We start from the raw sequence: 22,930 nt of genomic DNA, 5'->3' as shown, positions 1-22,930 counted from the left end.
AGCGCTCGATGGAGCATCGCTGGGATGATTTGACGCCGGACGCGCAGAGCGATACGCCGCTTTATCTACAGTTGGCTTCTCGTCTCGCCAAGGCAATCCACGCTGGAAACTGGGCGGCCGGCGAGGCGCTGCCTTCGGAGCGCACATTGTCCGAAGGTGTCGGTGTCTCGCGCATCACGGCGAGAAAGGCCATCGCGCTGCTCGTCGAGCAAGGTCTGATCCGGCGCGTGCGCGGGGCGGGCAGTTTCATCACGCCGCGCGTCGAAGATCCGCTTTCCCGGCTCACCGGTTTCACCAGAAAGATGGAACAGCGCGGCTTCACGCCGGACTCGATCTGGCTCGATCGCGGACTGCGCGCAGCGAATCGTGACGAAACCGTGCGTTTGGGTCTGTCGCCGGGCGCGGCCGTTGCGAGCCTCAGGCGGCTGCGGCGCGCGGACGGCATCGTGATGGCGGTCGAGCATTCGACCTTGCCCGTCGCCGTGGTGCCGGACCCGCTCGCGATCGGCGCGTCGCTGTATCGGTATCTGGAAGGGCGCAATTTGTCGGTGGTGCGCGCATTGCAGCATTTCCGCGCGGTGAATGCCGGCGCGGACATCGCGCGGCTGATGGGCGTCGCGCCGCGCGCCGCGTTGCTCGTGATTACGCGCATCGGCTATTGCGCGGATCAGCGCGCGATCGAATTGACGGATACCTACTGTCGCGACGACTACTACGACTTCGTCGCGGAACTGCATCGATAAGCGTCGGCACAGACGCGCATGACCCGAAACGCTTCGAGAGAGCAAACAAGAGAACGAGAGGACCCAAGGAAGCCGTTCGCTTCTTTCGCGACGAAAGCCTGCTCGCAGCATGGCGCGGACGGCACTGAACCTCATTCATGCATCGCGTACTTCCAGAGAACTTCATGCTGAAAGGAAACATACTCACGACCGACGGCTGGATCCACGGCTCGGTCCGCTTCGAGAACGGCCGCGTGACGGCGCTCGAAGGCCATATCGCCGATCCGCTCGCCAACGACGCGCCATACATCCTGCCCGGCTTCATCGATCTGCACGTGCACGGCGGCGGCGGGCGCGACATCATGGAAGGCGGCGATGCGGCGGACACCGTCGCGCGCCAGCACGCGCAGCACGGCACGACGAGCCTGCTCGCCACCACGATGACCGCGCCGCGCGACGAACTCATGGAAGTCGTCGCGGGGCTCGGCGAACAGGCGAAACATCGCGCAGCGGGCGGCGCGCGCATGCTGGGCGTGCATCTGGAAGGCCCGTACATCAATCCGGGCAAGCTCGGCGCGCAGCCGGACGCCGCCGCCGTCGCGGTGCGCGACGAAGTGCTCAAATATCTCGAGCTCGCGCCGATCCGCGTCGTCACGATCGCGCCGGAAATCTCGGGCCATCTCGACATCATTTCCGAAATGGCCGCGCGCGGCGTGCGCGTGCAGCTCGGCCATTCGCTCGGCACCTACGACGACGCCGTCAACGCGCTCAAGCACGGCGCGCGCGGCTTCACGCATCTGTTCAACGCGATGTCGCCGCTGCATCACCGCGATCCCGGCATGGTCGGCGCGGCGCTCGCGCATGCCGAGTACGCCGAGCTCATCCCCGATTTGCTGCACGTGCATCCGGGCGCCATCCGCGCGGCGATGCGCGCGATCCCGCGTCTCTATGTCGTGACCGACAGCACGTCGGCGGCCGGCATGCCCGACGGCGAATATCGTCTCGGCAGCCAGCACGTCACCAAGTGCATGGGCGGCGTGCGTCTCGCGGACGGCACGCTCGCCGGCAGCACCCTGACGATGGATCAGGCGCTGCGCAATCTCGTCTCGCTGGGCATTCCGCTCGCGGACGTCTCGAATCGCCTGTCGCGTTTCCCCGCCGACTATCTCGGACTCGAAGACCGCGGCCGCATCGCGCGCGGCGCCTGGGCCGATCTCGTCGTGCTCGACCGGGAACACGCGCTGACCGCCACGTATGTCGAAGGAGAATCAATTGTCGAATATGCTTAATGAGGCGCTGGAGTCCGCCGACGTCGTCGCGGCCCAGCTCGCCGATACCTCGCGCATCGAAGAGCTCGCGGTCAAGCTCGCCGAGCAGCCGCGCCATGTCGCGCTGACGGTCGCGCGCGGCAGTTCCGACCACGCCGCCAGTTATTTCGCAAGCCTGACGATGAGTCGCATCGGCGTGCCGGTCGCGTCGCTGCCGATGTCGGTCGCCACGCTCCAGCAGGCGCCGCTGCGTGTCTCCGGACAACTCGCCGTCGCGTTCTCGCAATCGGGCAAGAGCCCCGATCTCGTCGGCACGATGCAGGCGCTGCGCGACGCGGGCGCGTTCACCGTCGCGGCGGTCAACGTCACCGGTTCGCCGCTCGAAAGCGCGTGCGAATATTTTCTGCCGCTGCTCGCGGGCCCCGAGCTTTCGGTCGCCGCGACCAAGAGCTATATCGCGATGCTGTCGCTGTCGGCCATCGTCATCGCGCACGTTCAGCGCGACGTCGAATTGCTCAACGCGCTGAAATCGCTGCCGGACGCGCTGCGCGCCGCAGGCAAGCTCGACTGGACGCGCGCCGTCGGCGAGCTTACGAACGTCGATCGCATGATCGTGATCGGCCGTGGCCTCGGCCTCGCGATCGCGCAGGAAGCCGCGCTCAAGCTGAAGGAGACCTCGGGCATCCAGGCCGAAGCGTTCTCCAGCGCGGAAGTGCGCCACGGACCGATGGAAATCATCGACCGCGACTATCCGCTGCTCGTGTTCGCGCCGCGCGGGCCGGAGCAGGCGGGTCTCATCCAGCTTGCCGCCGATATGCGCGCTCGCGGCGCGCGCGTGCTGCTCGCCGCGCCGGAGGATGTCGCCGAAGCGGAACTGCCGCTCGTCGCGACCGATCACCCGGCGCTCGATCCGATCGCCGCGATCCTTTCGTTCTATGTAATGGCCGCGGGTCTGGCCGCCGCGCGCGGGCGCAATCCCGACGCGCCGCGCCACCTGAACAAGGTCACCGAAACCCATTGAGTGAGATAGCCGATGCGCCGTGCCGAGGAGTCACTGTTGAACCATTCCATCGATAACCCGAACGACGTCGTGCTGCTCTCGCCGTTCACCGGTCCCGTCGTGCCGCTCGCCGATGTGCCGGACCCCGTGTTCGCCGAGGGCATGTTCGGCGACGGCATCGGCATCGATCCGCTCGATAACGTGCTCGTCTCACCCTGCGACGGCACGATCACGCATCTCGCGCGCACGCATCACGCGGTGACGCTGCGCACCAAGGAGGGCGCGGAGATTCTCGTGCATATCGGCATCGATACGGTCGAGCTGAGCGGCAAGGGCTTCACGCCGAAAGTCGGGCAGGGCGCGACGGTGCGCGCGGGCGATCCGCTCATCGAGTTCGATGCGGACTTCGTCGCGCAACACGCGCCGAGCCTCGTCTCGGTGATCGCGGTCGCGAACGGCGATGCCTTCGACGTCATCGATCGCGCCGGCCGCGGCGTGCTCAAGGCCGGCTCGCGCATGCTGGTGTTGCGCGCGAAACAAGGCGAGAAAGCCGAGACCGCGCGCACGGGCGTCAACGTGCTGGAAGAAGCACGCCGCACCCTGACGCTGGCGCACGCGGGCGGTCTGCACGCGCGTCCGGCGGCGCGGGCGCGCGAAGCGGCGCGCGGTTTCGACGCGAAGGTCGAAGTGCGCTACGAAGGCAGAAAGGCGCCCGTGGAAAGCGTGGTCGGGCTGCTCGGGCTCGGTGCGGGCGAGGGCGCGACCATCGAACTGGTGGCTATCGGCGGGCAGGCGCAACAGGCGATCGAAGCCGTCGCCGCCGAATTGCTGCGCGCGGCGCTGGGCGAAGTCGAAGAGACGCCCGCGCGCGCGAAGTCGCCCGCGCCGGTCGCGAAGCCGGCCGGATCGGGCGAGCCGCTGCCGCCCAATACGCTCGCCGGCGTATGCGCGGCGCCGGGCATCGCGGTCGGCAAGCTCGTGCGCTGGGACGATCAGGAAATCGTGCCGCCCGAACAGCCGAGCGGTTCATCGGCGACGGAAAGCCGCGCGCTGGACAAAGCCATCGCTCAGGTCGATGCCGAACTCGGCGAAACCGTGCGCACGGCGTCGCAGCGTGGGGCCGTCGGCGAAGCGGGCATTTTCGCGGTGCATCGCGTGCTGCTCGAAGATCCGACACTCCTCGATGCCGCGCGCGATCTGATCAGTCTCGGCAAGAGCGCGGGCTTTGCGTGGCGCGAGGCGATCCGCGCGCAGATCGCGCTGCTTTCGAACGTGCAGGACGACCTGCTCGCCGAGCGCGCCGCCGATCTGCGGGATATCGAAAAGCGCGTGCTGCGCGCGCTCGGTCTGAGCAACACGGCGGCGCGCGAGCTGCCCGAAGAGACCGTGCTCGCGGCCACGGAATTCACGCCGTCCGATCTGTCCTCGATCGACCGCACGCGCGTCACCGCGCTCGTGATGGCGCGCGGCGGCGCAACCTCGCACGCGGCGATCATCGCGCGGCAGATCGGCATTCCGGCGCTCGTCGCCATCGGCGATGCGCTGCACGCGATTCCCGAAGGCACGCAAGTGGTCGTGGATGCATCGGCGGGACGCGTCGAGCATGCGCCGACCGCGCTCGACGTCGAACGCGCGCGCAACGAACGCGAACGTCTCGCGGGCGTGCGCGAGGCGAATCGCAAGCTCTCGCAGCAAACCGCATCGACGAAGGATGGCCGGCATATTGAAGTCGCCGCGAATATCGCGACGCTCGACGACGCGAAGGCCGCCGTCGAAAACGGCGCGGATGCGGTCGGCCTGTTGCGCACCGAACTGCTGTTCATCCATCGCCAGTCGGCGCCGACGGTCGCGGAGCACGCGGAAAGCTATCAGGGCATCGTCGACGCGCTGCAGGGTCGCACCGCGATCATCCGCACGCTCGATGTCGGCGCGGACAAGGAAGTCGACTATCTGACGCTGCCGCCCGAAGAAAACCCGGCGCTCGGTCTGCGCGGCATCCGCCTCGCGCAAGTGCGCCCCGATCTGCTCGACGACCAGTTGCGCGGCCTGCTCGCCGTCAAGCCGCTGGGCACGGTGCGCATCCTTCTGCCGATGGTGACGGATGCAGGCGAGCTGCAGCGCCTGCGTGCGCGCATCGACGAACTGGCGCGCGAAGCCGGCCGCACCGAGCCGGTCGAAGTGGGCGTGATGATCGAAGTGCCGTCGGCGGCGCTGCTCGCGGATCAACTCGCGAAGTACGCCGATTTCCTCTCGATCGGCACCAACGATCTCACGCAGTACACGCTCGCGATGGACCGTTGCCAGCCCGATCTCGCCGCGCAGTCCGACGGCCTGCATCCCGCCGTGCTGCGCCTCATCAAGGCGGCGGTGCAGGGCGCGGAAAAGCACGGCAAATGGGTCGGCGTGTGCGGCGCGCTCGGCGGCGATCCGGTCGCGGCGCCTTTGCTCGTCGGTCTCGGCGTGACCGAATTGTCGGTCGATCCGGGCTCCGTGCCCGGCATCAAGGCGCGCGTGCGCAATCTCGATTACCAACTGTGCCGTCAGCGCGCCGAGGACTGCCTCGCGCTCGAATCGGCGCAGGCAGTAAGAGCGGCAAGCCGCGAAATCTGGCCGCAGGACTAGTTCGCGGATGTCTTTTCAGCAATCCCCGAAGCAGTAACGACAAGACCTATATTTTTGGAGAACCCGATGGACGCCAACCCGTTTGCAAAGATGCAGCGACTAGGTCGCGCGCTGATGCTGCCAATCGCCGTATTACCGGTGGCCGGCCTGCTTCTGCGTCTCGGCCAGCCCGACGTCTTCAACATCAAGATGATCGCCGACGCCGGCGATGCGATCTTCACCAATCTGCCGCTGCTGTTCGCGATCGGCGTGGCGGTGGGCTTCGCGAAGGACAACAACGGCACGGCGGGTCTCGCCGGCGCGATCGGCTATCTCATCGAAGTGGCCGTGATGAAGGACATTAACGACAAGCTCAACATGGGCGTGCTGTCGGGGATCATCGCCGGTATGGTGGCGGGTTACATGTACAACCGGTACAAGGACATCAAGCTGCCCGAGTATCTGGCGTTCTTCGGCGGCAAGCGCTTCGTGCCGATCGTCACAGGCGTCGCGTGTCTGATACTCGGCATCGTGCTGGGCTACATATGGCAGCCGGTGCAGGCGGCCATCGACACGGCGGGCAACTGGCTGACGACGGCCGGCGCGCTCGGCACCTTCGTGTTCGGCGTGCTGAACCGGATTCTGCTCGTGACGGGCCTTCACCACATCATCAACTCGCTCGCGTGGTTCGTGTTCGGCTCGTTCACACCGCCCGGCGGCGGCGCGGTGGTGCACGGCGACCTGCATCGCTTCTTCGCGGGCGATCCGACCGCGGGCGGCTTCATGACTGGCTTCTTCCCGATCATGATGTTCGGCCTTCCGGCCGCGTGTCTCGCGATGTTCCATGAAGCGCCGAAGGACCGCCGCGCGGTCGTCGGCGGCCTGCTGTTCTCGATGGCGCTGACCGCGTTCCTGACGGGCGTGACCGAGCCGATCGAGTACAGCTTCATGTTCCTCGCGCCGGTTCTCTACGCGATCCACGCGGTGCTGACGGGCCTGTCGCTCGCGATCTGCTCGGCGCTCGGCATCCATCTGGGCTTCACGTTCTCGGCGGGCGCGATCGACTATGTGCTGAACTACGGTCTGTCGCAGCGCGGCTGGCTGGCGCTCGTGATCGGTGTCGTGTACTTCGTCATCTACTACGGTCTGTTCCGCTTCTTCATCCGCAAGTTCAACATGGCGACGCCGGGCCGCGAGCCGGCCACGACCGATGCGCAAACCGATGTCGATACCACGGTCGCCGGCGGCCTGATTCCGCCGGTTCCTGGCGCGGCGGTGGCGGCATCGAACACGCGCGCCGCAAGGTACATCGCGGCGCTCGGCGGCGCGTCCAACCTGACGCTCGTCGATGCCTGCACGACGCGTCTGCGTCTGTCGGTGGTGGATACGGAGAAGGTGTCGGAACCGCAGTTGAAGACCGTCGGCGCGCGTGGCGTGCTCAAGCGCGGCGCGACCAACGTGCAGGTGATCATCGGACCGGAAGCGGACCTGATCGCCGATGAAATCCGCAGCGAACTCGAGCATTCGTCGACGCGCGGCGCGACGCCCGCTTCATCGACGCCGGCGCAACCAGCGGCAGCGGCGACGAGCGTCGATCAGACGCCCGGCCCGCTCGATCCGGACCCGTTCCGCTGGCTCGCGGTGTTCGGCGGCGCGACCAATGTCGCATCGCTCGACGCGGTTGCGCAGACGCGCCTGCGCGTGGTCGTGCGCGATCCGTCGTCGGTGGATCGTCAGCGTTTGTCGTCGCTGGATGTCGCGTGGGTCTCGGCCGATACGTTCCACATCGTCGTGGGCGCGGCGGCGCAACGTTATGCGACGCAACTGTCCGCGCGCCTGTCGGGCAGTGGCGGCGGCGCAGCGCCGATGCCGGCCTGATGCGGTAATCGATGGTTGAAAGCAAACGGCACCTTCGGGTGCCGTTTGCTTTTCCAGCGCAGGGCAAAAGAAAAAGCCCGCTGTCTTATCGACAGCGGGCTTCGCAAGTTTTGCTACGGCACAGTCAGGCGTTACGCGAACTCGTGCAGCGCCGAGCGCATCTTCTTCATTGCGCTCGCCTCGATCTGGCGAATGCGTTCCGCCGATACACCGAACTCGTCGGCCAGTTCATGCAGCGTCTTGCCGCCCGATCCGTCGTCCTGCACGTCGAGCCAACGCGCCTTGATGATGCGGCGGCTGCGCTCATCCAGCGATTCGAGCGCTTCGGCAAGGCCGTCGCTCTGCAGCTTGTCGAACTGGCGCGCGGCAATCACGTTCGTCGGCTCGTTGTGCGAGTCCGCCAGATAGGCGATGGGCGCGAACGCTTCCTCGCCGTCATCGACCTGGCCTTCGAGCGCGATATCGCCGCCCGACAAACGGGTTTCCATTTCCGCGACTTCCTCGCGCTTCACATTCAGCTCGCTCGCGAGACCTTCGATCTCGTCCGGCGTAAACGCCGAGTGGCTGGTCTTGTGACTGCGCAGGTTGAAGAACAGCTTGCGCTGCGCCTTGGTCGTCGCGACCTTCACCATGCGCCAGTTGCGCAGGATGTACTCGTGGATCTCGGCCTTGATCCAGTGCATGGCGTACGAAACCAGGCGCACGTTTTGCTCGGGGTCGAAGCGCTTCACGGCCTTCATCAGACCGATGTTGCCTTCCTGGATCAGGTCCGCGTGCGGCAGGCCGTAACCGAGATAGTTACGGGCGATCGACACGACGAGCCGCAAGTGCGAAAGCACGAGCTGGCGCGCGGCGTTCAGGTTGCCCTGCTCGCGAAACTCGGTGGCGTACTGACGTTCCTCCGCCTGCGAGAGCATCGGAATACGGTTCACTGCTTGTATGTAGGAATCGATGTTGCCGATCTGGCCGGTCAGCATCGACGACTGTGCGTACGTCAGCGCGCCTGCCGAAGATGCCTTGGCAGGTGCCGAGTTCACGACATTCGGAAGGGTCATCGCATTGGTCACGCTCATAAGCTCCTTATCAACAATTCACTCGCCGCTTAACAACAGCGACAGTCAGACACGATATTAGCACTCCGGTTCATCGAGTGCTAAGTGTTAGAGCGGAGGGGAATGTGGGAGTTCCCACAAAAACTATCGAATTAGCAAGGTCAATAGGACAGACCGTTGCATGATAAGCGGAAGAAAGTACCGGTGATAAAGCTGCTTTCGAATCCGTTACCGCTTTTGTGCGCTGCGGCGAAAGAAAATTCAACAAACGGAGACGGTGGTTGCGATTCCTGCAAATTCTGAAAAACGTCTCTAGAATCGCGAGACAACGCTCTTAATGAAACACGCCCGTCATCGGAGTAATTGGGGTGCTCATGCATAAAAACAAGAGTTCGTGGCAACGTCCGCTTTCTCGCGTGGCGGTTCTTGCCGCATTCGGCCTTGCGTCGGCGGCAGCTCACGCCGATCGATTCGGCCTTCAGATCGCCGGCGGCGTCGCCGACCGCGACATCAAGAAAGCCGATCTCGGCGTGGCCTGGGATCCGGGCCTCAACTGGTGGGAGATCGGCGGATTCCACTTCACGCTCATCGGCGAAGGGCACGTGTCCTACTGGCACACGACCGAGGATAACGCCGTCCACCCGAACATCTGGGAGGTCGGCATTACGCCGGTGGTGCGCTTCGTGAAGAGCTCCGGCTACTTCCGGCCGTTCATTGAGGCGGGCGTCGGCGTGCGGCTGCTTTCGCATACGCGCATCACGGAGAATTTCTCGGTGGGGTCGGCGTTCCAGTTCGCGGACATGGTGGGCGTCGGCATGATCTTCGGCGCGCAGCAGAACTATCAGGCGGGCTTTCGTTTCCAGCATCTGTCGAACGGCGGTATCAAAGAGCCGAATCCTGGTATAAATTTCAGCCAGCTATATCTGCAATACAACTTCTGACGAGGCACCGGCGCATCGGTTCCTCGACGCAAGAGGACTCGACAGATGCCGGCAAAAACCATTGAGGCGATCCGCGGCCTCGAGCGTGACCGTTTCCGTGCGATGGTCGAGGGCGACGGCCCGGCGCTGGACGCGCTGCTGGCCGAAAACGTCAGCTACGTCCACACGAACGGCAAGCGGGAGACGAAGCGCCAGTTCATCGACGCGATCACCGCAGGCCGCCGCCGCTATCGTCAGATCGAGATCCAGTCGCAGGACGTGCTGCCCGCCGGCCGCGACACGTGCCTCGTGTCGGGCCGCGCGCTGATCGAGATGGAATCGAAGAACGGCGCGCTGCTGTTTCCGATCGCCTATACCGCCGTTCACGTGCAGACCGAGGGTCAATGGCAGCTGCTCGCGCTGCAGGCGACGCGCGTGGCGCTCGAATAGCCACGCGCGCCGTTCGTCAGGCTTCGACGGCTTCGTCCTGCCGCACGTTGTCCACGACGCGCCCGGAACGGTTCACCGCGCTCACGACCGCATCGGCGACAGCGAGCGCCGGATTTGCATGCACCGCGACGCCGAAGCGCGTCTGGCCGTCGCCGACGCGGCAGCCGACGAACGCCGCCGTATCGCCGCCCGCCGTCACGGCTGTTTCGAACCAGTTCACGTTTGCGTCCACGCCGAGCGCCGCGGCGACCGTCTGCGCGTAAGCGTCGCCGCTCGTCGTGCCGGCTGGCGGCGTCACCGCGACGCGCTTGCCGAATACCGACAGCGTCGATACGTCGACGCGCGAAACCGGCCCGCCCGCGTCGAAATACTCGCGCTTGAAGAGTTCGCAGATTGCGTCGCCGCCGATTTCCGCGCCGGATGCATCGGTAACCCGTTGCACGGCGTGGCTGAACTCGATCTGCACGCGCCGCGGCGGCGTGAAGCCTAAGCCGCGTTCCAGCAGGAAAGTGGAGCCGCCCTTGCCGGACTGGCTGTTCACGCGGATCACGGCATCATAGCTGCGGCCGAGATCGGCGGGATCGATCGGCAAATAGGGCACTTCCCACACCGTGCCCGGCACGCGCTGCGCGAAGCCCTTGCGGATCGCGTCCTGATGCGAACCCGAAAACGCGGTGAACACGAGGTCGCCAGCATACGGGTGACGCGGGTGCACCGGAATCTGGTTGCAGCGCTCGACGACGCGGCGCACGGCGTCGATATCGGAGAAATCGAGTCCCGGATCGATGCCTTGCGTATAGAGATTCATCGCGAGCGTGACGAGATCGACATTGCCGGTGCGCTCGCCATTGCCGAAGAGACAGCCTTCGATGCGGTCCGCGCCCGCGAGCACCGCCATTTCCGCCGCAGCCACCGCCGTCCCGCGATCGTTATGCGGATGCACCGAGAGCACGATGCTGTCGCGATAGCCCATGTTGCGGTCCATCCACTCGACCTGATCGGCGAACACGTTGGGCATCGCGGCTTCGACCGTCGCGGGCAGGTTCACGATCATCTTGTGATCGGGCGTCGGACGCCACATTTGCGCGACGGCGTCGCAGACTTCCCGCGCGAACGAGAGCTCTGTCATGCTGAAAGTCTCGGGCGAGTACTGATAGGTCCAGTGCGTTTCAGGCCGAGCCGCCGCGCATTCCTTGATGAGGCGCGTGCCTTCGACGGCGAGCGCCTTCACTTCTTCCTTCGACTGATTGAACACGATCTTGCGGAACGACGGCGCGATCGCGTTATAGAGGTGCACGATCACCTTGCTCGCGCCCGCGACCGCTTCGAACGTGCGCTCGATCAGTTCGCGGCGCGACTGCACGAGCACTTCGATGGTCACGTCGTCCGGGATGCGCTTCTCGTCGATCAACTTGCGCACAAAGTCGAAATCGGTCTGCGATGCCGACGGGAATCCCACCTCAATTTCCTTGAACCCGATTTTCACCAGCATCTCGAAGAACTCGAGCTTCGCGGCGATGCTCATCGGCTCGATGAGCGACTGGTTGCCGTCGCGCAGATCGGTGCTCATCCAGATCGGCGCCTTCTCGATCGTGCGGGTCGGCCAGCGGCGGCCATTCAGACGGACTTGCGGAAACGGGCGGTATTTCTCGGCGGGGTTCGGCATCATGATCGTCGATCTCTCTTCGGACGGTTTGCGTAGCGCCTGCGAGAGAGGCCGTGTCCGGCGGCTGGCCGGGCGTGGCGGGATGCACATGAGGCGGTGCGGCGCGCGCGTGTCGTGGAATCACCAGCGATGGTGACGCCTGTGACCAACGTGAACGTTCGCGGAGCAACGTGCATTTGACCCTCGCGTTTCCGTTTCGCGGGATGCGCGAACGAAAAGCTGACGACTACAGGTGGTAAGAAAAGGAACTACAGAGACTGCTGGCAGGACCGGGCGCCTTGCGACGCGCGGCGCTACGTCTGGCGACTTACGCTAGACGTAGCGATAGGGGCCGCGCTAGGCGGCCCGGGATAATTCGGAGGGAGGAAGGCTGGGTGAAGCTCATGCGATCGACTTTAAACCAGCGTTGAATACCGTGTCAAATGGGATTTGCCTGATCGACGACAGGTTTGCGCACCACATCGACGATCACTTCGACCTGCCGCACGACCGCGGGCGGCACTGGCACGTCGCCGCGCAGCACGCATTCGATCCATCGCGCGGTGGTTGCGGCGTCGAGCGTCTCGGGCAGTTCGATGGGAGGCGCGTGCGGCTGCGAGTGCTCGGGCGAGATCAGCGTATCGACGTGGCCGTCGTGGAACCAGTCGACCTGCACCTGGCGGCGCGTGTCCGCGACGGCTTCGCCTTCGGTGCCGCGCGCGAGCAGTGCGCCACCCGCCGCCGCATCGGGATGCTCGGTGAAAAGTCCTGTGAGACTCTCGCGATACTCCGGATGCGTGTAGTTGACGAGCCTCAGGCCCGGATCGGCGAACGGCTGAAGGATCTTCACGAGCGTGTGCGTCGAATTGCGCACGCCCATGCGGCGTCTGAGCGCCAGGAGCCGGGCGAGCTTCGGCGCGAGCACGGCGATCGGCGCGAATGCGAGTCGGCGCGATGCGAGGCTGTCTTCGATTTCATCGTGCGAAGCCGCGTGCGCGATACCGAGCTCTGCGAAAATCGCGGCGCTCGTCACGCGGCCAGGATCGTCGGTGACGCCGTGCACCAGCACCGGCACGCCTTCGCGCGCGAGCAAAAGCGATAGGAGCGGCACGAGATTCGGCGTCTTGCGCGCGCCGTTGTAGCTCGGAATCGACACGGGGCGCGCGTGCTCGCGGCCATCCTGAACATGCAGCGGCTCGAACGAGCGATGCGCGGCGGAAAGCATGGCGGCGAGCTCGGCGGCGGTTTCGCCCTTGACGCGATAGGCGAGCAGCACCGCGCCCAGTTCGAGTTCGGAGACGCGATCTTCGAGGATCGCTTCGTAGAGCGCGTAGGTGTCCTCGTGCGAGAGGGCGCGCGCGCCGTTCGGCCCGCGGCCGATTTCCTTGATATAGCGCGCGCAGGCGAAAGTGGGGGGAGCGGAGTCGGTCATCGGATAGTTGTGGCGGATCGGGTGCTCAATTCCGTACTGTGAGCGATGCCGTCGCGCGTTTTAAGGTGCAGGAAGCTTATTGAGTACCGTATTTGACGAGCGCTGGCAAGCTGCACCGAGCGAGCGTTTCGCCCGTATTTCCTCCGATGCTTACGAATAACGCCGCGCCCGCCGACCCGGCGATGGCTCGCCGAAAGCTCGCAAAGCCGCGCCCGACAAGCTTCGCCACGATTTGCGCGCGCACGTTACACTCCCTTTTCTCGCCGGCCGTTCGCGCTGGCGCATTCGTCCATGAATCTGCACATCAAAACAGCAACAGGAGAGCGGGATGAGTTATGTGTTTCCTCCGGCGCCGGCCGCAGCGGTGCCCGTCGATGGTTCGAATGAGCAGTTTCCGGTGCGCCGCATCTACTGCGTCGGCCGCAACTACGAAGCCCACGCGCGCGAAATGGGCCACGATCCGGATCGCGAGCCGCCGTTTTTCTTCAGCAAGCCCGCGGATGCCGTGCTGTACGTCGCGCCCGGTTCGACGGGCGAATTCCCGTATCCGTCGCAGACGAAGAATCTGCATTTCGAAATGGAGCTCGTGGCCGCGATCGGCAAGCAGGGCAAGGACATTCCCGCCGATAAAGGGCTCGACTACATCTACGGCTACGCGCTCGGCCTCGACATGACGCGCCGCGATCTGCAAGCCGAAGCGAAGAAGCTCGGCCGTCCGTGGGACACGGCGAAAGGCTTCGACCGCTCGGCGCCGATCGGCCCGATTCATCCGGTGTCGAAGGTCGGGCATCTGGAAAAGAGCGCGATCTGGCTGACCGTCAATGGCGAGGAAAAGCAGCGTTCGGACATCTCGCAACTGATCTGGTCGGTAGGTGAAACCGTCGCGTATCTGTCGACGCTCTTCGAGCTCTTTCCCGGCGATCTCATTTTCACCGGCACGCCCGAGGGCGTCGGCGCGGTCGTGAAGGGCGATCTGCTGAAGGGCGGCGTCGACGGTATCGGTGAATTTTCGGTGCGCGTCGTATGAAGCTTTACAGCTATTTCCGCAGCTCGGCGGCGTATCGCGTGCGCATCGCGCTGAATCTGAAGGGGCTCGATTACGATTACGTCGGCGTGCATTTGCTGCGCGATGGCGGGCAGCAGCTCAAGCCCGAATATCGCGCGGTGAATCCGGACGGCATCGTGCCGGCTCTCGTCGATGGCGACGACGTGCTCACGCAGTCCCTCGCGATCATCGAATATCTCGAGGAAACGCATCCCGAGCCCGCGCTTCTGCCGAAAAGCCCGTCCGATCGCGCGTTCGTGCGTTCCGTCGCGATGCAGGTCGCATGTGAAATCCATCCGCTCGACAACCTGCGCGTGCTGAAGTACCTGAAGCATCAGGTCAAGGTGCCGGACGAAGCGAAGGACGCGTGGTACCGGCACTGGGTCGAAATCGGCTTCGAGTCGCTCGAAAAGCGGCTCGCCGCGGACAAACGCGTCGGCGCGCTGACTTTCGGCGACACGCCGACCGTCGCCGATTTGTGCATCGTGCCGCAGGTATTCAACGCGCGGCGCTTCGGCATCGACGTGAGTCCCTATCCGACGATCGCGCGCATCGCCGATCACGCCTGCACGATCGACGCCTTCGCACGGGCCGCTCCGGCGCAGCAGCCGGACGCCGAATGACGGCGGCGGATTCTGCCGGAGCGCTGTCGGGTTATCTGTCGGGTGCGGGTCTGGGAGCGAGCCTGATCGTCGCGATCGGGGCGCAGAATGCGTTCGTGTTGCGGCAGGGGTTGAAGCGCCGTCACGTGGGCATCGTCGTGTCGATCTGCGCGTTCATCGACGTGCTGTTGATCGCGCTCGGCGTCGGCGGAATGGGCGCGCTCATCGCGCGTGCGCCTGTTCTGCTCGACGTGATTCGCTGGGCAGGCGCGATCTTCGTGTTTCTGTATGGCGTGCGCGCGTTTCTCGCGGCGTGGCGCGGGCCGGGGCATCTGAACGCATCGGACGACGATTCGCAGACGGCGATCGGCGCGGCGTCCACCGTGCTCGCGCTGTCGCTGCTCAATCCGCATGTCTATCTCGATACGGTGGTGTTGCTCGGCGGCATCGGCGCGCAGCGCGGCTGGCCGGGCAATGCGTGGTTCGCGGCGGGCGCGATGTGCGCGTCGGTCATCTGGTTCACGGCGCTCGGCTATGGGGCGCGTCTGCTGGAACCGTGGTTCGAGAAGGACGTATCGTGGCGCGTGCTCGATGTGATCGTCGGCTGCGTGATGTGGTGGATCGCGGCCTCGCTGATACTCGCGCGATGAAAAAGGGCGCCCAACTGGGCGCCCTTTTCAGGTTCAGCCGAGCAGCGCGTCCGCGAACTCTTCGGCGCTGAACGGCTGCAAATCCTCGACCTTCTCGCCCACGCCGATGAAGTACACCGGAACCGGCCGCTGACGCGCGATCGCGGCGAGAATGCCGCCTTTCGCGGTGCCATCGAGCTTCGTCACGACGAGGCCGGTCAGACCCAAAGCATCGTCGAACGCCTTGACCTGCGCGAGCGCATTCTGGCCCGTGTTCGCGTCGATCACGAGCAGGACTTCGTGCGGCGCGTCGGGCATCGCTTTGGCGATCACGCGGCGCACCTTGCGCAGTTCTTCCATCAGATGCAGTTGCGTCGGCAGACGGCCGGCGGTGTCGGCCATCATCACGTCGATCTTGCGCGCACGCGCCGCACCGACGGCGTCGTAGATCACGGCGGCGGCGTCGCCGCTTTCCTGCGCGATCACCATCACGTTGTTGCGCTCGCCCCAGACCGTCAGTTGCTCGCGCGCGGCCGCGCGGAACGTATCGCCCGCGGCGAGCAACACGGACTGGTTGAAGCGCTGCAGATGCTTCGCGAGCTTCCCGATGCTGGTCGTCTTGCCGACGCCATTCACGCCCGCGATCATCATCACGAGAGGTTGCGCGCGTCCGAGCATCAACGATTTTTCGAGCGGACGCAGCAGATCGACGAGCAATTCGCGCAGCGCGGCCTTCACTTGCGACGCGTCGGTCAGACGCTCCGCGCGCACTTTCTCACGCAGCGATTCGAGCAGAAACTCGGTTGCATCGACGCCGGCATCGGACATCAGCAGCGCGGTTTCGAGTTCTTCGTACAGGTCTTCGTCGATCTTCGCGCTGACGAAAATCCCGGTCAGATTGGAGCTCGTCTTGGAGAGACCGTGACGCAGACGCGAGATCCACGATTTTTTCGCGGCCGGATCGGCCTCGGGCGGCGGCACGATTTCCTCGTTCGCCTGATCCGTTTCCGGACCGCGCGCCCATTGCGACTGGGTGCGGCCTTGCCAGTATTCCTTCGATTCTTCCGTCCGAGGCTCGACGGGCGGTGTGTGCACAACGGGAGCAGCGGGTTTCGGGGGCGCTTCGGGCTGCACTTCTTCCGATGGCGCTTCGACGCCAAGCGCCTGCCGTTCGAGCTCGGCGTCGGAGATTTCTTCGTCCTCGGCCGCCTCGACGGATTCGTCCTGAGGAGCGTCGGGCGGCGCGTCAGCCGGCTTTTTAAATTTCTTGAAGAAGCTGAACATGGATTTTGACGATGATGCGCGCGTGAACCGATGGCCTCTTGCGCGCGTTCGAGTCGCTCCGCGCGAGGCCCGCGCGATGGGATAGTAGCCGCATATTTTATCAGGCGCCGCCGTCCGCGCCCGTGCGGCGCCCGGCATGGCGTGCGCGTGTGGTAACGTTGCCTTCATTGCCCGGGCCGGCTGATCTTCAGGCAAAAATGCCCGGCGCGCTCCACTCCAACAATCTGTTTATGCCCCGCACGTCCGCTACCCGATCCACCTTGCCGAGCCATACGCCATCGCGCGGAGGCAAACCGCACACGATCCGCATCATCGGCGGAGAGTGGAAACGCACGCCGCTGCCCGTGCTCGATCTCGATGGACTCAGGCCCACGCCGGATCGCGTGCGCGAGACGCTCTTCAACTGGCTCGGACAGGATCTGAGCGGTCAGCGTTGTCTCGACATGTTCGCGGGCAGCGGCGCGCTCGGTTTCGAGGCGGCGTCGCGCGGCGCGGCGCGTGTGGTGATGGTCGAAAGAAGCGGGAAGGCAGCGGCGCAGATCAGGGCGAATCAGACGAAGCTCGGCGCGCGCAACATCGAGGTTGCGGAAGCGGATGCGCTGAGGCTCGTCGCGAGCCTCGCGCGCGACTCGTTCGACGTGATCTTTCTCGACCCACCGTTCGGCGATCAGGCGTTGCTTCTGCGCGCGCTGGAACTGGCGGCGCCGCTCGTCACGCCCGACGGGGCGATTTACGTCGAATGCGGCGATGCGCTGGACCTGACAGGCATCGATGCGCTCGCCGGCTGGGCAGTCGTGCGTGAAGGCAAGGCGGGCGCGGTCCGCTATCATTTGCTGCGTCGCGAAAATGAGGAATAATGCGCGTTCCCGATTTTGGTACAGCCAATCTCGCGGGGAATGAGGGAGAGTTGGTCGTCGCAGCCACGCGGCCCAATGTAAATAGAAGAGGAGAAGCTCATGGTTGTCGCCGTGTATCCGGGTACGTTCGACCCGCTCACTCGTGGGCATGAAGACATCGTCCGGCGCGCATCGAGCATTTTTGATCAGCTCGTCGTGGGCGTCGCGCACAGCCAGGCAAAGAAGCCGTTTTTCTCGCTGCAGGAGCGGCTGGATATCGCGCACGACGTGCTCGGGCATTATCCGAACGTGCAGGTGAGCAGTTTCACCGGGCTACTGAAGGATTTTGTCCGCAAGAACAACGCGCGCGTGATCGTGCGCGGACTGCGCGCCGTGTCCGATTTTGAGTACGAGTTCCAGATGGCCGGGATGAATCGCTATCTGCTGCCCGACGTCGAGACGATGTTCATGACGCCATCGGACCAGTATCAGTTCATCTCCGGCACCATCGTGCGCGAGATTGCGCAGCTCGGCGGCGACGTGAGCAAGTTCGTGTTCCCGTCGGTGGAAAAGCGGCTGATCGACAAAGTCGGTATTCTGTCGCAGAAGGACCCCGCGGCGCCCTGAGCGCCAAGCCCGTGCGCTTCGTCGTTATTGAACGTCGCGCGCGGGCGTCATGCCGGACTCGAAACCGGCGCAAGAGAGTGAAGCATGTCTTTGATCATTACCGACGAGTGCATCAACTGCGACGTTTGCGAGCCCGAGTGCCCGAACGACGCCATTTCGATGGGTCCCGACATCTACGTGATCGACCCGAACAAATGCACGGAATGCGTCGGCCATTTCGATGAGCCGCAGTGCCAGCAGGTGTGCCCCGTGGAATGCATTCCGCGCGACCCGGCGCACGTCGAGACGCCTGAGCAGTTGATGACCAAGTACCACGCGCTGATGGCGGCGAAGGGCCAGTAAGCCCTTCGCGTTTTATCCGATCAGCCCGGTCAGGGCGGCGACGAGCGCATCGCATTCGGCGGGCGTGCCGATCGAGATGCGTAGATGCTGATCGATGCGCGGCAACTTGAAGTGACGCACGAAAATCTCTTTCGCCTTGAGCGCGGCGGCGAGCGCCGCGGCATCGTGTGCCGGATGCTTCGCGAACACGAAGTTGGCGGCGGACGGCACCACGTCGAAGCCGAGCGTCTGCAGTTGCGCACTCAGTTTCTCGCGGCTCGCGACGACCTTCGCGCAGCCTTCTTCGAACCACGCCTGATCCTCGTACGATGCGAGCGCCGCGACCTGCGCGAGGCGATCGAGCGGATACGAGTTGAAGCTGTCCTTCACGCGCGTGAGCGCTTCGATCAGCGCCGGATCGCCGAATGCGAAGCCGACGCGCATGCCGGCCAGCGAGCGCGCTTTCGAAGTCGTCTGCACGACGAGCAGGTTCGGATACGCGTCGATCAGATTCACGGCCGATTCCGCGCCGAAATCGACATACGCTTCATCGATGATCACAGGCGCGTCCGGATTCGCCTTCAGCAGGACTTCGATTTCCGAAAGCGGCAGCGCGCGGCCCGTCGGCGCGTTCGGATTCGGTAGCAGCACGCCGCCGCTCGGCGCACGGTAATCATCGACATCGATTGCGAAATCCGCGTTCAAAGGCACGGTCTGGTAGGCGACGCCGTAAAGCTGCGCGTAGACCGGATAGAAGCTGTAGGTGATGTCGGGGAAAGAAATCGGCTTGTCGTGCTTCAGCAGCGCCTGGAACGCGTGCGCGAGCACTTCGTCGGAACCGTTGCCGGCGAACACCTGCTCGATGCGCAACCCATGATGCTTTGCGACCGTTTCGCGCAACGCACGCGCGGTCGGATCGGGATATTTGCGCAGCGACGCGCCATCCTCGCCGAGTTCGCGCCGAATCGCTTCGACGACACGCGGCGACGGCGGGTACGGGTTCTCGTTCGTGTTGAGCTTGACGGGATGTGCCAGCGCGGGTTGCTCGCCCGGCACATAAGGCGTCAGACGATGGACGATATCGCTCCAGAAACGGCTCAAGGTCGGCTCCAAATCAAGAGTTGCGGTGCAGGTTCATCATCGCACGCTCGGTTTCGCCTGCGACGACAAAGGGCATCACGGCGAGCGCGCGCTCGATGGACTGATCGATCACATCCTGTTCCTCGCGGCGCGGCGGCTTGAGCACGAAGTTCGCGACATCGGGTTTCGCACCCGCGCGCGCGCCTTCGGGAATGAGATCGCGCGGATGGCCGATGCCGATGCGCAACCGCCAGTATTGCTGCGAAGAAAGGTGCGCGGAAATATCCTTCAGTCCGTTATGTCCGCCGCTGCCGCCGCCGAGTTTCATCTTGACGGTTCCGGGCGGCAGATCGAGTTCATCGTGCGCGACGAGAATCTCGTCGGGCAGAATCTTGAAGAACTGCGCGAGCGCGACCACCGATTGTCCCGAGCGGTTCATGAACGTCTGCGGTTCGAGCAGATGCACTTCGTGGCCGTGCAGACGCCCCTTGCCGTAGAAACCGTGAAAGCGGCGCTCGTCGCGCAGCGTCGCGCCGGCGTCGCGCGCAAACTGGTCGACGAACCAGAAGCCCGCGTTATGCCGCGTCGCGGTGTATTCGGCGCCCGGATTGCCCAGGCCGACGATCAGCTTGATCATGTCGAATCTTGTAGAACGAAAAAAAACCCGCCGGGGCTTGCGCGCCGGCGGGTCACGTCGACCGTTCTTGCGAACGGATCGAGAGGATAGCGGTGTCCCGCGTGCTTACTCGGCCGCCGGCTTTTCGCCTTCAGCAACTTCGCCAGCCCCTTCCGACACGACAGCGGCCGGAACGGTAGCCGAGGCCACCACCGGGTTTTCCGCTTCGACGGAAACCGTCAGGCTCACGCCCTTCGGCAACGGGATGTCCTTCGCGTGCATCGTCTGACCGGCTTCGATCTTCGCCAGATCGATTTCCAGGAACTCAGGCAGGTCTGCCGGCAGGCATTCCACTTCCAGTTCCGTCACGACGTGCGAGATCACCGCGCCCGCCAGCTTCACGGCCGGGTTGGTTTCCTGGTTCATGAAGTGCAGCGGCACCTTGGTGTGCAGCTTCTTCTTCGCGTCGACGCGCTGGAAGTCCACGTGCAGCACGAGTTGCTTGAACGGGTGGTATTGCACGTCGCGCAGCAGAACCTGTTGCGACTTTCCGGCCACTTCCAGATCGAGAATCGACGAGTGGAAAACTTCCTTCTTCAGGGCGTGCCACAGGGCGTTGTGGTCGAGTTCGACCAGTTGAACGTCCGTTTCACCACCGTACACGATACCCGGGGTCTTGCCCGAGTTACGCAGGCGGCGGCTCGCACCCGTACCTTGCTTGCTACGCTCGAAAGCGACGACTTTCATGTGTTTCACTCCTATATCTGCCCGCGACCAGGCAGGGAAACCGGGATCATCGAAAATGTGTGATCCCACAACAAGCGACGCGAACCTTCGTTCGTTCGCGCCGATCATGCAAAAACGCGAAGCATGCGCCTCGCGTTCCTTGCTCAATTCTGTTTAACCTTCGGCGAAGAGCGACATCACCGAGTCGCCGCGCCGGATTCTGGAGAATGTCTCGGCGAGCAGACCCGCGCTCGACAGCAGACGAATCTTCGGGCACGCGAGCGATTCGGACGACAGCGGAATGGTGTCCGTGACGACCAGTTCGTCCAGTTGCGACGCCGCGATGCGTTCGCCCGCGCCACCCGACAGCACCGGGTGCGTGGCATACGCGAAGACCTGCTTCGCGCCGCGATCCTTCAGCACTTGCGCGGCCTTGCACAGCGTGCCGGCGGTATCGACCATGTCGTCCATGATCACGCAGGTGCGTCCTTCCACTTCACCGATGATGTTCATCACTTCGGCGACATTCGCCTTCGGACGACGCTTGTCGATGATCGCGAGGTCGGTGTTCAACTGCTTGGCGAGCGCACGCGCGCGCACCACGCCGCCCACGTCCGGCGACACGACCAGCAGATGATCATGGTTCTGCTTGCGCAGATCGCCGAGCAGGACGGGCGTAGCGTAGATGTTGTCGACGGGGATGTCGAAGAAGCCTTGAATCTGGTCGGCGTGAAGGTCCATGGTGATCACGCGATCGACGCCGGCAATTTCCAGCATGTTCGCGACGACCTTCGCCGAGATGGCCACGCGCGCGGAACGCGGACGGCGGTCCTGGCGCGCATAGCCGAAGTAGGGGATGGCTGCGGTGATCCGGCCAGCGGATGCGCGTTTGAGCGCATCGACCATGATCATCAGTTCCATCAGGTTGTCGTTCGTGGGAGCGCAGGTGGACTGCAGAACGAATACGTCTTTGCCCCGAACGTTTTCCTGAATCTCGACCATGATCTCGCCGTCCGAGAAACGGCTGACCATCGCTTTACCGAGAGGAATTCCAAGGATTTTGACGACTTCCTGAGCAAGCGCGGGATTTGCGTTGCCAGTAAAAACCATCAGGCCGTCACTGCTCATCGTGCACCTGTCTGCGGCTGGAGGCGAGAGGAAAAACGCGAGAAAAAGAATGGCAGGGGAGGAAGGACTCGAACCCTCGCATGCCGGAATCAAAATCCGGTGCCTTGACCAACTTGGCGACTCCCCTACACTAACTTTGAGTCTTGCCGGGAAGTGTAGGACATGCCCGACAAAACAAAACCTATGACGCGAAAGCGAAGAGAGGATGAGAATCCAGACTTGCCGTTACCACGCTCTTCCAGCTTGCCGGCAGTTTGACTTGCGCCATTTCTGCTTCGGCTTGGCTGGGGAAAGCGGCAAACACGCTTGCTCCCGATCCGGTCATTCGCGCCGGTGCGAGATTGGAAAACCACTCGAGCACCTGTGCAACTTCCGCGTACTTTTCTGCAACTACAGCCTGCATGTCATTTCGACCGAAGCTGTCCGGCCAGTTTGTGTCTGACCTTTGCGCTGCAAGAAAGTCCATCATTTTGGCGACTTTCGTATCCCTTGTCAAGGCTTTTTCCGAAAAAATCGCCGCGGTCGGGACGTGAACATTGGGTGTGACTACCAGGAAGAAGCGTTTGGGCAGATCGACTGCCTGAAGCGCCTCGCCTACACCCTCTGCGAATGCATTTTGCCCGAAGACAAAAAACGGCACGTCCGCGCCGAGTTGCAGGCCGAGATTCTGCAGAATCTCACGCGAAAGATCAACACCCCAGAGTCGATTTAACGCCAAAAGAGTGGTGGCCGCGTCGGAACTGCCTCCGCCGAGGCCTGCGCCCATCGGCAGACGCTTGTCGATCTCGATCTCCACGCCGTGCTTCGTGCCCGTGTGCCGTTGCAGCAGCCGCGCGGCCCGCACGACGAGATCGTCGGCTTCGGGCACGCCCGGTATGTCGGTCTTGCGCGTGATCGCGCCGTCGTCGCGTCGCTTGAAATGCAGGCGATCGCCCCAGTCGAGCAACTGGAAGACGGTCTGCAGCAAGTGATATCCATCCGGACGGCGGCCCGTGATGTGCAGGAAAAGGTTCAGCTTCGCGGGCGCGAGGCAGTCACGGAGCGAATCGTTGGATGAGGACATGCGTG

Annotated in this window: 22 protein-coding genes and 1 tRNA gene; 13 read left to right on the top strand and 10 right to left on the bottom strand. The window is 64.1% G+C overall.

All coding sequences use genetic code 11. The features are described from left to right. Positions 1-8: 8 nt before the first annotated feature. The 5 genes from ACEN42_RS14310 to nagE all read left to right on the top strand — a co-directional run bounded on the left by ACEN42_RS14310 (position 9) and on the right by nagE (position 7,469). Entirely contained in the window at positions 9-743 is a 735-nt protein-coding gene (locus ACEN42_RS14310) for a GntR family transcriptional regulator (RefSeq protein WP_187607417.1), read from the top strand. A 164-nt stretch (positions 744-907) separates the two neighbouring features. Then, complete coding sequence (gene nagA / locus ACEN42_RS14305) at positions 908-2,011, top strand: N-acetylglucosamine-6-phosphate deacetylase (RefSeq protein WP_035497562.1); 1,104 nt, start codon at positions 908-910, stop codon at positions 2,009-2,011. Continuing rightward, entirely contained in the window at positions 2,004-3,011 is a 1,008-nt protein-coding gene (locus tag ACEN42_RS14300; RefSeq protein WP_238210508.1) for an SIS domain-containing protein, read from the top strand. The genes nagA and ACEN42_RS14300 overlap by 8 nt, the downstream gene beginning before the upstream one ends. Positions 3,012-3,023: 12 nt before the next feature. Next, entirely contained in the window at positions 3,024-5,612 is a 2,589-nt protein-coding gene (gene ptsP, locus ACEN42_RS14295; protein WP_371880263.1) for a phosphoenolpyruvate--protein phosphotransferase, read from the top strand. Positions 5,613-5,678: 66 nt separating this feature from the next. After that, positions 5,679-7,469, top strand: a complete 1,791-nt coding sequence (gene nagE, locus ACEN42_RS14290) for an N-acetylglucosamine-specific PTS transporter subunit IIBC (RefSeq protein WP_371880262.1) — start codon at positions 5,679-5,681, stop codon at positions 7,467-7,469. Positions 7,470-7,600: 131 nt separating this feature from the next. On the opposite strand, the gene rpoH is transcribed toward nagE, so the two are convergent. Beyond that, the gene (rpoH, locus tag ACEN42_RS14285; protein WP_238210510.1) at positions 7,601-8,536 is read right to left on the bottom strand and encodes an RNA polymerase sigma factor RpoH; all 936 of its coding nucleotides are present in this window, start codon (positions 8,534-8,536) and stop codon (positions 7,601-7,603) included. Between the two features lie 359 nt (positions 8,537-8,895). Here rpoH and ACEN42_RS14280 point away from each other — a divergent pair, with 359 nt between their 5' ends. Beyond that, positions 8,896-9,462, top strand: coding sequence for an acyloxyacyl hydrolase (locus tag ACEN42_RS14280; protein WP_187607420.1), 567 nt, complete (start codon positions 8,896-8,898; stop codon positions 9,460-9,462). Between the two features lie 45 nt (positions 9,463-9,507). Beyond that, entirely contained in the window at positions 9,508-9,891 is a 384-nt protein-coding gene (locus tag ACEN42_RS14275; protein ID WP_008351729.1) for a nuclear transport factor 2 family protein, read from the top strand. A 16-nt stretch (positions 9,892-9,907) separates the two neighbouring features. On the opposite strand, the gene leuA is transcribed toward ACEN42_RS14275, so the two are convergent. Together leuA and ybiB are read right to left on the bottom strand one after the other, a co-directional pair. Then, positions 9,908-11,560 (bottom strand): 2-isopropylmalate synthase, encoded by a 1,653-nt coding sequence (gene leuA, locus ACEN42_RS14270; protein ID WP_371880261.1) that lies wholly within the window; start codon positions 11,558-11,560, stop codon positions 9,908-9,910. Between the two features lie 415 nt (positions 11,561-11,975). Next, positions 11,976-12,968 carry a DNA-binding protein YbiB gene (ybiB, locus tag ACEN42_RS14265; RefSeq protein ID WP_250482987.1) on the bottom strand — a complete coding sequence of 331 codons (993 nt, stop codon included), beginning with the start codon at positions 12,966-12,968 and terminating at the stop codon, positions 11,976-11,978. 328 nt (positions 12,969-13,296) lie between these two features. On the opposite strand from ybiB, the gene ACEN42_RS14260 reads away from it, so the two are divergent. Genes ACEN42_RS14260 through ACEN42_RS14250 form a run of 3 tightly spaced genes read left to right on the top strand, consistent with a single transcriptional unit; the run spans position 13,297 to position 15,265 of the window. Continuing rightward, entirely contained in the window at positions 13,297-13,995 is a 699-nt protein-coding gene (locus tag ACEN42_RS14260; RefSeq protein WP_187607423.1) for a fumarylacetoacetate hydrolase family protein, read from the top strand. Further along, positions 13,992-14,636, top strand: coding sequence for a maleylacetoacetate isomerase (gene maiA / locus ACEN42_RS14255; RefSeq protein ID WP_238209662.1), 645 nt, complete (start codon positions 13,992-13,994; stop codon positions 14,634-14,636). The genes ACEN42_RS14260 and maiA overlap by 4 nt, the downstream gene beginning before the upstream one ends. Beyond that, on the top strand, positions 14,633-15,265 hold the full coding sequence (locus ACEN42_RS14250; RefSeq protein WP_250482989.1) for a LysE/ArgO family amino acid transporter: 633 nt from the start codon (positions 14,633-14,635) through the stop codon (positions 15,263-15,265). The genes maiA and ACEN42_RS14250 overlap by 4 nt, the downstream gene beginning before the upstream one ends. 33 nt (positions 15,266-15,298) lie before the next feature. Here the strand turns inward: ACEN42_RS14250 and ftsY are convergent, their stop codons facing one another. Next, positions 15,299-16,528 (bottom strand): signal recognition particle-docking protein FtsY, encoded by a 1,230-nt coding sequence (gene ftsY / locus ACEN42_RS14245; RefSeq protein WP_238285266.1) that lies wholly within the window; start codon positions 16,526-16,528, stop codon positions 15,299-15,301. Between the two features lie 230 nt (positions 16,529-16,758). On the opposite strand from ftsY, the gene rsmD reads away from it, so the two are divergent. From rsmD to ACEN42_RS14230, 3 genes are all read left to right on the top strand, one after another. Next, complete coding sequence (gene rsmD, locus ACEN42_RS14240; RefSeq protein ID WP_371880260.1) at positions 16,759-17,385, top strand: 16S rRNA (guanine(966)-N(2))-methyltransferase RsmD; 627 nt, start codon at positions 16,759-16,761, stop codon at positions 17,383-17,385. A gap of 99 nt (positions 17,386-17,484) precedes the next feature. Continuing rightward, positions 17,485-17,991, top strand: coding sequence for a pantetheine-phosphate adenylyltransferase (gene coaD / locus ACEN42_RS14235; protein WP_035497575.1), 507 nt, complete (start codon positions 17,485-17,487; stop codon positions 17,989-17,991). Between the two features lie 84 nt (positions 17,992-18,075). Next, entirely contained in the window at positions 18,076-18,333 is a 258-nt protein-coding gene (locus tag ACEN42_RS14230; RefSeq protein WP_035497576.1) for a YfhL family 4Fe-4S dicluster ferredoxin, read from the top strand. A 12-nt stretch (positions 18,334-18,345) separates the two neighbouring features. On the opposite strand, the gene hisC is transcribed toward ACEN42_RS14230, so the two are convergent. From hisC to ispE, 6 genes are all read right to left on the bottom strand, one after another. Continuing rightward, a complete protein-coding gene (hisC, locus tag ACEN42_RS14225; RefSeq protein ID WP_371880259.1) occupies positions 18,346-19,413 on the bottom strand; it encodes a histidinol-phosphate transaminase in 1,068 nt (355 codons plus the stop codon). A 13-nt stretch (positions 19,414-19,426) separates the two neighbouring features. After that, complete coding sequence (gene pth, locus ACEN42_RS14220; protein ID WP_035497577.1) at positions 19,427-20,029, bottom strand: aminoacyl-tRNA hydrolase; 603 nt, start codon at positions 20,027-20,029, stop codon at positions 19,427-19,429. A 105-nt stretch (positions 20,030-20,134) separates the two neighbouring features. Beyond that, entirely contained in the window at positions 20,135-20,755 is a 621-nt protein-coding gene (locus tag ACEN42_RS14215; protein WP_238285256.1) for a 50S ribosomal protein L25/general stress protein Ctc, read from the bottom strand. A 153-nt stretch (positions 20,756-20,908) separates the two neighbouring features. Next, positions 20,909-21,862, bottom strand: coding sequence for a ribose-phosphate pyrophosphokinase (locus tag ACEN42_RS14210; protein WP_035497580.1), 954 nt, complete (start codon positions 21,860-21,862; stop codon positions 20,909-20,911). 50 nt (positions 21,863-21,912) lie between these two features. Further along, a tRNA-Gln gene (locus tag ACEN42_RS14205) sits at positions 21,913-21,989 on the bottom strand. 54 nt (positions 21,990-22,043) lie between these two features. Beyond that, entirely contained in the window at positions 22,044-22,925 is an 882-nt protein-coding gene (ispE, locus tag ACEN42_RS14200; RefSeq protein WP_371880258.1) for a 4-(cytidine 5'-diphospho)-2-C-methyl-D-erythritol kinase, read from the bottom strand. Positions 22,926-22,930: the final 5 nt, after the last annotated feature.

Source organism: Caballeronia sp. S22, from assembly GCF_964261745.1.
Lineage (GTDB): Bacteria > Pseudomonadota > Gammaproteobacteria > Burkholderiales > Burkholderiaceae > Caballeronia > Caballeronia jiangsuensis.
The sequence above is the reverse complement of the archived record's forward strand: the minus strand, read 5'-3'. Positions and strand labels throughout refer to the sequence as shown.